This window comes from Pseudonocardia nigra (assembly GCF_019396355.1).
GTDB lineage: Bacteria > Actinomycetota > Actinomycetes > Mycobacteriales > Pseudonocardiaceae > Pseudonocardia > Pseudonocardia nigra.
The window spans coordinates 1-8,493 of record NZ_JAHKRK010000275.1 but is presented as its reverse complement, the minus strand read 5'-3'; the positions used below and the strand labels follow the sequence as shown (position 1 = coordinate 8,493).

9 protein-coding genes are annotated in these 8,493 nt (G+C 73.1%); 3 read left to right on the top strand and 6 right to left on the bottom strand.

What is annotated here, in order from left to right:
* Window positions 1-181: 181 nt before the first annotated feature.
* From arfA to KME75_RS37345, 5 genes are all read right to left on the bottom strand, one after another.
* The gene (gene arfA, locus KME75_RS37365; protein ID WP_219419667.1) at window positions 182-1,717 is read right to left on the bottom strand and encodes an arabinosylfuranosidase ArfA; all 1,536 of its coding nucleotides are present in this window, start codon (window positions 1,715-1,717) and stop codon (window positions 182-184) included.
* A 31-nt stretch (window positions 1,718-1,748) separates the two neighbouring features.
* Window positions 1,749-2,663 (bottom strand): carbohydrate ABC transporter permease, encoded by a 915-nt coding sequence (locus tag KME75_RS37360; protein WP_219419666.1) that lies wholly within the window; start codon window positions 2,661-2,663, stop codon window positions 1,749-1,751.
* A complete protein-coding gene (locus KME75_RS37355; RefSeq protein WP_219419665.1) occupies window positions 2,663-3,622 on the bottom strand; it encodes a carbohydrate ABC transporter permease in 960 nt (319 codons plus the stop codon). The genes KME75_RS37360 and KME75_RS37355 overlap by 1 nt, the downstream gene beginning before the upstream one ends.
* A gap of 115 nt (window positions 3,623-3,737) precedes the next feature.
* The gene (locus KME75_RS37350) at window positions 3,738-3,908 is read right to left on the bottom strand and encodes a hypothetical protein (RefSeq protein ID WP_219419664.1); all 171 of its coding nucleotides are present in this window, start codon (window positions 3,906-3,908) and stop codon (window positions 3,738-3,740) included.
* Window positions 3,909-4,004: 96 nt separating this feature from the next.
* Window positions 4,005-5,048: an extracellular solute-binding protein gene (locus KME75_RS37345; RefSeq protein WP_219419663.1), complete on the bottom strand. Its 1,044-nt coding sequence runs from the start codon at window positions 5,046-5,048 to the stop codon at window positions 4,005-4,007.
* 87 nt (window positions 5,049-5,135) lie between these two features.
* Here KME75_RS37345 and KME75_RS37340 point away from each other — a divergent pair, with 87 nt between their 5' ends.
* Window positions 5,136-6,149 (top strand): LacI family DNA-binding transcriptional regulator, encoded by a 1,014-nt coding sequence (locus tag KME75_RS37340; protein WP_308283427.1) that lies wholly within the window; start codon window positions 5,136-5,138, stop codon window positions 6,147-6,149.
* A gap of 34 nt (window positions 6,150-6,183) precedes the next feature.
* Here KME75_RS37340 and KME75_RS37335 read toward each other — a convergent pair whose 3' ends face one another.
* Window positions 6,184-7,107 (bottom strand): LysR family transcriptional regulator, encoded by a 924-nt coding sequence (locus KME75_RS37335; protein WP_219419662.1) that lies wholly within the window; start codon window positions 7,105-7,107, stop codon window positions 6,184-6,186.
* A 96-nt stretch (window positions 7,108-7,203) separates the two neighbouring features.
* On the opposite strand from KME75_RS37335, the gene KME75_RS37330 reads away from it, so the two are divergent.
* The gene (locus KME75_RS37330) at window positions 7,204-8,199 is read left to right on the top strand and encodes a YeiH family protein (RefSeq protein ID WP_246633595.1); all 996 of its coding nucleotides are present in this window, start codon (window positions 7,204-7,206) and stop codon (window positions 8,197-8,199) included.
* A gap of 53 nt (window positions 8,200-8,252) precedes the next feature.
* A partial coding sequence (locus tag KME75_RS37325; protein WP_308283426.1) for a LuxR C-terminal-related transcriptional regulator occupies window positions 8,253-8,493 on the top strand: 241 nt, incomplete at its 3' end.

Sequence of the window (8,493 nt, the reverse complement as noted above, 5' to 3'; positions counted from 1 at the left end):
TGCGACGCGCGAGCCCGCCGCCCGTAGGCGCCCGCCGCCCGCCCCGCCGCCCGCCGCCCGTAGGCGCCCGCCCCGTGCCAGCAAGGTGGCGATACCGCCACTGGATGGCAGTATCGCCACCTTGCTGCGACTCGGGGGCGCCGCCGGGGCGTGGCGGCGGGGCGGCCCCGGGGCGGCGGTGTCAGGCCCGCACGGTGCTCAATTGCACCACCGCCCAGGACAGCGGCGGCAGCGTCACGTGCGCCGTGCCGTCCTCGACGGTGACGGCGTCGAGCGGGCGCAGCCCCACCCGGTCGGGGTGCTGCTCGTCGTTGGCGGTGTGCCGGTCCTGCCCGTCGGCCGCGGCGAGCACCGCGGCGTGCTGCACCCGCAGGTCGCCGAAGCCGCGCACGCCCACCTCGACGGTGGCCGGCTCGGCGAGGTCGCGGTTGACCAGGAACAGCGAGACCGTGCCGGTCTCGGCGTCCCACGTGCCGGCCGCGTCGACGAGGTCGACGTCGCCGAACTTCGGGGTCTCGTAGCGGTCGCTGCGGGCCTGCACGGCGAGGATCTCCCCCGTCGCGTGCCGGCGCACCTGCTCGAAGGGGTGCGCGATGCTCTGCTTCCACGCGCTGCCGCCCGGCTCGCTGCGCAGCAGGCCGATGACGTTGACCAGCTGGGCCTGGCAGCCGATCGTCACGCGGTCGCCGTGGCGCAGCAGCGAGTTGAGCAGCGTGCCGACGACCACGGCGTCGGTGACCGAGTACTCGTCCTCGATCACCCGCGGCGCCACCTGCCAGTCGCCCTCGTTCTTCGAGATGGCGGTCTCGTGGAAGCGGGACTGGTACCAGACGTTCCACTCGTCGAACGAGATGTTGATCCGCTTGGTGTGCTTGCCCTTGGCACGCACGGCGTCGGCGGTGGCGACGACCGACTCGATGAACGCGTCCATGTCCACCGCGCTGGCGAGGAAGTCGGCGGGGCCGAGGCCCTCCCGCTCCTCGTAGTAGGCGTGCGCGGAGACGAAGTCGACCTGGTCGTAGGCCTCCTCCAGCACCACCCGCTCCCACTCGCCGAACGTCGGCATGCTGCGGCTGGAGCTGCCACAGGCCACCAGCTCGATGGTCGGGTCGACCAGCCGCATGGCCCGGGCGGTCTCCGCGGCCAGGCGCCCGTACTCGGCCGCGGTCTTGTGGCCCACCTGCCACGGGCCGTCCATCTCGTTGCCCAGGCACCACAGCCTGATGCCGAATGGGTCGGCGTCCCCGTGGGCGCGGCGCAGGTCGGAGTACTTGGTGCCGCTCGGGTGGTTGGCGTACTCCAGCAGGTCGCAGGCCTCCTGGACGCCGCGGGTGCCGAGGTTGAGCGCCATCATCGGCTCGGTGCCGGCGAGCTGCGCCCAGCGCGCGAACTCTCCGAGGCCGAACTCGTTGGTCTCGATCGAGCGCCAGGCGCGGTCCAGCCGCCGGGGCCGCCGATCGCGCGGGCCGACACCGTCCTCCCACTCGTACCCCGAGACGAAGTTGCCGCCGGGGTAGCGCACCACGGTGGGGCCGACCTCGCGCACCAGGTCGAGCACGTCGCGGCGCAGGCCGTCCTCGTCGGCCTTCGGGTGGCCGGGTTCGTAGATCCCCGTGTAGACGCACCGGCCCATGTGCTCGACGAACGAGCCGAACAGGCGCCGCGGCACGGGGGCGATCGTGAAATCGGGGTCGATGGTCAGGCGAGCGCGGGGCAAGGGGTTCCCTTCTTCGTTTCCTGCGGGGTCGTCACTGGCCGCCGAGGCCCGTGGTGGCCACCCCGCGGATGATCTGGCGCTGGAAGAGCATGAACACGATGATCAGGGGCAGGCCCGCCAGGATTGCCGACGCCATCACCTGGGCGTATCGCACGCCGAAGCTGCTCTGCACCTGCACGAGGCCCACCGGGAGCGTCATGAGGCCGGGGTCGGAGGTGATGATGAACGGCCACAGGAAGTTGTTCCACGTGCTGATGAACACGAAGATCGCCACGGCGGCCAGGATCGAGCGCGACAGCGGCAGCACGATCTGCAGGAAGATCCGCAGCGAGCCGGCACCGTCGACGCGTGCGGCCTCCTCCAGCTCGTGCGGCACGCCGTCGAAGAACTTCTTGAGGATGAACACCATGGCCGGCACCACGAGCTGCGGCAGGATGATGCCCGCGTAGGTGTCGGCGAGGCCCATCGCCAGCATCTGCCGGTACAGCGGCACGATGAGGATCTGCGGCGGCACCATGATGCCGGCGATGGTCAGGGCGAACAGCAGCTTGCGGCCGCGGAAGTCGGTGCGCGAGAAGCCGTAGGCCGCCGCGGCCGAGACCGCCACGGTCAGCACGGTGACGATCACCGCCACCACGGTGCTGTTGACGAACCACGTCACGAGGTTCCCGTTGCCCAGCACGGAGGCGTAGGCCTGGAGGGTGAACCCCTGCTCGGGGATCACCTCCAGCGGCACGGTCGTCGTGTCGGCCTCGTGCTTGAGCGAGGTGAGCAGGGCCCAGACCAGCGGCGCCAGCCACAGCACGGCCAGCACCGACAGGGCGGTGACCAACCCGGCCCGCACCCACGGCGAGAAGCGCTGCGCCTCCGACGGGCCGAACGAGGATCGACGGGCAGCCCGCCGCGGAGACGTCGCCGACGGGCGAGCAGCGGTCGCGGTGGCCATCAGGCGCTCCTCCGGGTGGACAGTCGGGCCTGCACGAGGGCGATCACGACGATGAGCAGGAAGAAGAAGTACGAGATGGCGGAGGCGTAGCCGAGGCGGTAGTTGACGAAGCCGGTGTCGTAGACGTACTGCAGGATCGGCGTCGCCGCGCCGCCCGGCCCCCCGCTGCCCCCGAACAGGATGTAGGCCTGGTCGAACAGCTTCAGCGAGGCGAGGATCTGCAGCACCACGACAAGGCCGGTGGTCCGCGTCAGCAACGGCAGGGTGATCGAGAACAGCTGGCGCCAGCCGCCCGCTCCGTCGATCGCCGCCGCCTCGTAGACGGTGCTCGGAATCGCCTGCAGGGCCGCGAGGTAGAGCAGGAAGTTGAACCCGACGGTCCACCAGACGGTGAGCAGCACGACCGACCACAGCGCCACGTCCGGCTCGGTGGTCCAGCCGACCGCCGGCAGGCCGATCCCCTCCAGCACCGCGTTGAACAGGCCGAAGTCGCCCGAGAAGAGCCACTGCCAGATCAGGACGACGGTGGCCACCGGCAGCAGGAACGGCGCGAAGTAGACGAAGCGCCAGAACCACTGCCCGCGCACACCGCTGTGCACCAGCAGCGCCATGACGAGCGCGACGAGCACCAGCGGCACCGTGCTGATCACGGTGAACAGCACCGTGACGCCGAGGGTCCGCCAGACCTCCGGGTCGCCGAGGAGCCGGGCATAGTTGTCCAGGCCGACGAACTGCGACTCGTCGGTGACGAGGCTGGTGTCGAAGAAGCTCATCCCGAGCCCGTAGACCAGCGGCCAGAGGATGAACGCGGCGTAGACCAGCATGAACGGCAGCACGAACCAAGGCCCGCCCCGGCCGTGGCTCAGGCTCGGGCCGCGCAGGCGGCTGCTGGCACGATCGGCCACCACGGCGCCCGGCGTGGCCAACGCCGTGTTCGGCGCACTGCTCGGCGCGCTCATCCGACTCCCTCGCTGTTCCGACCCGGCCCGCCGGCTCCGCCGGCTACCGTCGCCCGGTGCTCGGTCGGCGGCTTCGCCGACTCGCTGTATCGATGGTTCGCTCGCTGGCGCTCGCTCATAGCGGGGATCCCAGCGTGAGCTGCTGGTCGAGCCAGCCGATGAGGTCGTCGGCGCCCTGCTCGGGCGTGAGCACCCGGGACGTGACGCCCTGCAGGCTCTGCCCGCCCCGGGACATCAGCGTGGACCCGGACCCGGAGAAGTAGGCGTCGGGATCGAACTCCACCACCTGCGCGGCCTCGCGGTAGTTCGACTGCGGCTGCAGCGCCAGGTACTCCGGACTCTGGACGACGGCCGACAGCGCCGGGATGTGCCCGCCGCGCGCCTAGTCGAGGCTGTTGCGCACCATCGACACCGCCATGTCGTAGGCAGCGCTGCGGGCCGCCGGGTCGACCGAGGCCTGGGTCGGCAGCACGAAGCTGTGGCTGTCGGCGCGCACGTACGGGGTGTCGCCGAAGAGCGCCGGGAACTGGGTCATGGAGAACGGGATCCCGGCCGTCAGGGCGGTGGTCACCTCCCACGGCCCGATCATCAGGAAGCCGGCCTGCTCGCTCGCGAAGCTGGCGGCCGGGTCGCCGCCGGAGAGTGTCTGCGAGGCGATCGTCCCGTCGCACATGTCGTACAGGTAGCCCATCGCCTCCACCATCGCGTCCCGGTCCACCTGGGCCGGGCCGCCGTCGGGCAGCTCCATCGTGCCGCCGAGCTGGCGGAACAGCGACCAGAACACCATCCAGCTGGCGAGGTTGTCGGCGGCGCCGAACGCGATGCCGTTGACGCCTGTGACCTCCGCGGCGCGGCGGCCGGCGTCGAGCATCTGCTCGGCGCCACGGATCGCGGCCAGCGTGCCGTCGGGGGCGAGCAGGCCGGCCTTCTCGCAGATGTCGGTGTTGTAGTAGAGCACCAGCGGGTGGGTGTCGAGCGGCAGCGCCATCAGCCGCCCGTCGATCGTGACGCGCTCCAGCACCGGCCGCGGGAACTCCTCGGGCCGCACGCCGCGCGCCGCGAGCTCGTCCAGGTCCCACTCGTCGAGCAGGTCGGAGCCGAACGTGGGGAGCCGGGACGCGTGCAGCGTGGCCAGGTCGGGGGCCCGGCCGCCGGCGCACGCCATCGCCAGCTTCGTGTAGTACGGCGCACCCCACATGAGCGTCGTGTCGGTGACGTCGACGGCCGGCGCCTCGGCGCGGTAGGCCTCGACGAGCCCGACCATCCGCTCGCCGTCGCCTCCCGTGAAGAAGTTCCAGTAGGCCAGCGGCACCTGACCGCCGGACCCGATGCCCTGACCGCATCCGGCCAGGACGAGACCGCTACCTGCTGCTGTGGTGGCCGCACGCAGGAACGTGCGGCGGGAGAACCGGTGTCCGGTCGGCATTGACCACTCCCTCGTTTACAACGTGGTAAAACCCTCGTGCAGGGTGTGGTTCGCTGTCAAGGGGCAGCCATCGGAGAAACTTCGGGGGTGAGTGTGCGGCGGCCGGTGACGATGCGGGACGTGGCGATCGCGGCGGGGGTGTCGCCCAAGACGGTGTCGAACGTCGTCAACGGCTACGTGCACGTGAGCGAGGAGACCCGCACCCGGGTGCAGCAGCACGTCGAGGCGCTCGGGTACCGGCCGCAGGCCGTGGGCAGGCAGCTGCGCCGCGGGCGCACCGGCGCGATCGCCCTCGCCGTGCCGGGCATCGCGGTCCCCTACTTCGCCGACCTGGCCGCCCACCTGGTCGGCGCGTGCCGGGAGCGGGGCCTCACCGTCCTCGTCGAGCAGACCGACGGCGACGTGGAGCGCGAGCGGGAGGTGGCGGCCGGGTTTCCCGTCCGGTTCGCCGACGGTCTGATCTTCAGCCCGCTCGCGATGCCCTCCGACGAGCTCGCGGCGCCCCGCCACGACACCCCGATGGTCCTGCTCGGCGAGCACGGCGAGGACGCCGACGTCGACCGGATCGGCATCGACAGCGTCGCCATCGCCGTCGAGGCCACCGAGCACCTGCTCGCCGACGGGCGGCGGCGGATCGCGATGCTCGGCCACAAGGAGGGCAGCCACAAGTCGGTGATGGAGCAGCGGATCGAGGGCTACACCCGCGCGCTGCGGGCCGCGGGCCTGCCCGCGCACCAGGCGATGGTCCGCACCGTGGTGGAGTGGGACCGCGAGTACGGCGAGGTCGCCACCGACGCCCTCCTCGCCGAGCACCCCGACGTCGACGCCGTCTTCGCCGCCACCGACACCCTCGCCATCGGCGCCCTGCGGTCTTTGCACCGCCACGGCAGGCGGGTGCCCGACGATGTCGCCGTCATCGGCGTGGACGACGTCCCGGAGGCGGCCTACTGCACGCCCACGCTCACCACCGTGGCCATCGACCGAGCGTTCATCGCGGCCAGCGCGCTCGACCTGCTGACCAGCCGGCTCGACGAGCCGGACCTGCCGCCGCGCACGGTGCTCGCCCCGCACCACCTGGTGCGACGCGAGACCAGTCCCTGACCCGAGCCCCTCCCGGCGTCCGCCACCGCACCGGTCAGCCGCCGTCGCCGCGCACCCGGCCGGCGATGCGCAGGAGCTCGGCGGCGGCGCCCGTGGGCGGGGCCGCGCGGCGCCAGACCGCCCGGAACCGGCGCTGCAGCAAGGACGACTCGGTCACCGGCACCGCCACGAGCCGGTGTTCGTCGAGCTCGCGGGCCACGGCGAGCCTGCTCAGCACCGCAGGCGCGTCCCCGCCGATCACCGCGCCCTTGATCGCCGCCGTCGAGCCGAGCTCCGCCGCGGGCGACGCGGGCTCGCAGATCCGGCACAGCGCCTCCCACACCGCGTCGCGCGTGCCGGAGCCCTGCTCGCGCAGGATCAGCGGGGTGGCGGCGAGCGTCGTCAGCGGCACCGGGCGGCGCCGACGCGCCCACGGGTGGTCGGGCCCGACCACGACGACCAGCTCGTCGGACTCGACGACCCGGCTCCGCAGCCCGGACGGCGGGTGCGGCCCCTCGACGAAGCCGAGATCGGCCGCGCCGCTCGCGACCAGCTCGGCGACGTGGCGCGAGTTGCCGACCTGCAGCGCCACCCGCACATCCGGACACCGGGCGCGTAGCGCGTTCAGCCACACCGGCACGCGGTGGTCCGCGACCGTCATCGACGCCGCCATCCGCAACCGGCCGGTGCCCTCGGCGTGCAGAGCGGCGACCCCGCCGACGAGCGCCCGCGCCGCGTCGAGCACCGGCAGCGCCCAGTCCACGACGGCCGCGCCGGCCGCGGTGAGCCGCGACCCGGTCGGGCCGCGTTCCAGCAGCACCAGCCGCAGCCGGCGCTCCAGCGCACTGATCCGCATGCTCGCCGCGGGCTGACTGATCCCGTGCCGGCGCGCGGCCGCTCCCAGGCTGCCGGTCTCGGCGACCGCGACGAGCAGGTCGAGCACGTCCAGGTCGGGCGTCCCCGGTGGCAGTGGCGGCATCAGCCCACCTTATGACCTCCTGCCGAACCGGCGGCTACCGGCGGCGACCTGGCCGGGTGATCGTGAGGTTCCCGTCCCCGTATGAAGGAGAACCCGATGATGCGAGCCACCGTTCCCGGCCTGGCGGTGGCGACCCTGCTCGCGGTCGTGGCCACCGCGATCGGCACGGCCCTGCCCGCGCTGGGCGGCCCCGTCGCGGCGCTGGCGCTCGGCGCGCTCGCCGGACCACTGCTGAAGGGCGCCTGCAGCGCCGCTCGCTGGGGCCCGGGGCTCGGCGTCGCCGCGAAGCACGTGCTGCAGGCAGCGCTCGTGGTGCTCGGGTTCGGTCTGCCGTTCACCGACGTCGTGCGGGTGGCGGGAGCGACGCTGCCGGTAATGCTCGGCACGCTGCTGGCCGCCCTCGGCGGGGCGGCGGTGCTCGGCCCGGCGATGCGGCTGCACCCGGAGACCACCCTGCTCATCGGCGCCGGCACCGCGATCTGCGGGGCGTCGGCCATCGCGGCGGTGACGTCGGTGCTGCGGCCAGCGCAGGAACGGGTGGCCTACGCGATCGCCACGATCTTCGCCTGCAACATGGTGGCCGTGCTCGCCTACCCGGTGCTCGGCAGGCTGCTCGGCCTGTCCGGGACCGCGTTCGGCCTGTGGGCGGGCACGGCGATCAACGACACCTCGTCGGTGGTCGCCGCCGCCGGGACGTTCGGCACGGCGGCGGCCGCCTACGCGGTCGTGGTGAAGCTCAGCCGCAGCGTGATGATCGTGCCGCTGTGCGTGGCCGTGCGGGTCTGGCGGTCGGCGGCGGGGCCGACCGACGGGCCCCGGCCGGGCCTCCTGCGGGCGTTCCCGGTGTTCATCCTCGGGTTCCTGGCCGCGTCGGCCGTCGCCGCAACGGGGGTGGTGCCGGACGGGCAGCAGGCCGCGATCTCCGCCGTCAGCACGTTCCTGATCTCGATGTCGCTCGCGGCGATCGGGGCGACGCTCGACGTCGGCCGGATCCGGGCCGCCGGGCTGCGGCCGCTCGCGTTCGGGGGGCTGCTCGGCCTGCTCGTCGGGGCGACGAGCCTCGGGCTGCAGGCGCTGACCGGGCAGCTGTAGAGCGTCTCGGAACCGGCGCGACGACCGGTCCCGCGCCCGGCAGAATCGGGTGCGTGGACCGACGGAGGACCCCGGCCGTGGCCGTCTCGGCACGCGAGGCCGAGGTGCTCGCCGCACTCGCCGACCACCTGACGAACGCCGAGATCGCCTCCCGGCTGTTCATCTCCATCCGGACGGTCGAGAGCCACGTGTCCTCGCTCCTGCGCAAGCTCGGGGTGAGCGACCGGCGCGCGCTGGCCCGCCGCGCGGCCGACCTGGTCCCGGCGGCGGCACCGGGCCCGCCGCCCCTGCCCG

What these genes read in the sequence shown, in the direction of transcription:
- KME75_RS37360 (WP_219419666.1), bottom strand. Translation starts at nt 2,663, where the DNA reads ATGGCCACCGCGACCGCTGCTCGCCCGTCGGCGACGTCTCCGCGGCGG.
- KME75_RS37355 (WP_219419665.1), bottom strand. Translation starts at nt 3,622, where the DNA reads ATGAGCGCGCCGAGCAGTGCGCCGAACACGGCGTTGGCCACGCCGGGC.
- KME75_RS37345 (WP_219419663.1), bottom strand. Translation starts at nt 5,048, where the DNA reads ATGCCGACCGGACACCGGTTCTCCCGCCGCACGTTCCTGCGTGCGGCC.
- KME75_RS37335 (WP_219419662.1), bottom strand. Translation starts at nt 7,107, where the DNA reads ATGCCGCCACTGCCACCGGGGACGCCCGACCTGGACGTGCTCGACCTG.
- KME75_RS37330 (WP_246633595.1), top strand. Translation starts at nt 7,204, where the DNA reads ATGATGCGAGCCACCGTTCCCGGCCTGGCGGTGGCGACCCTGCTCGCG.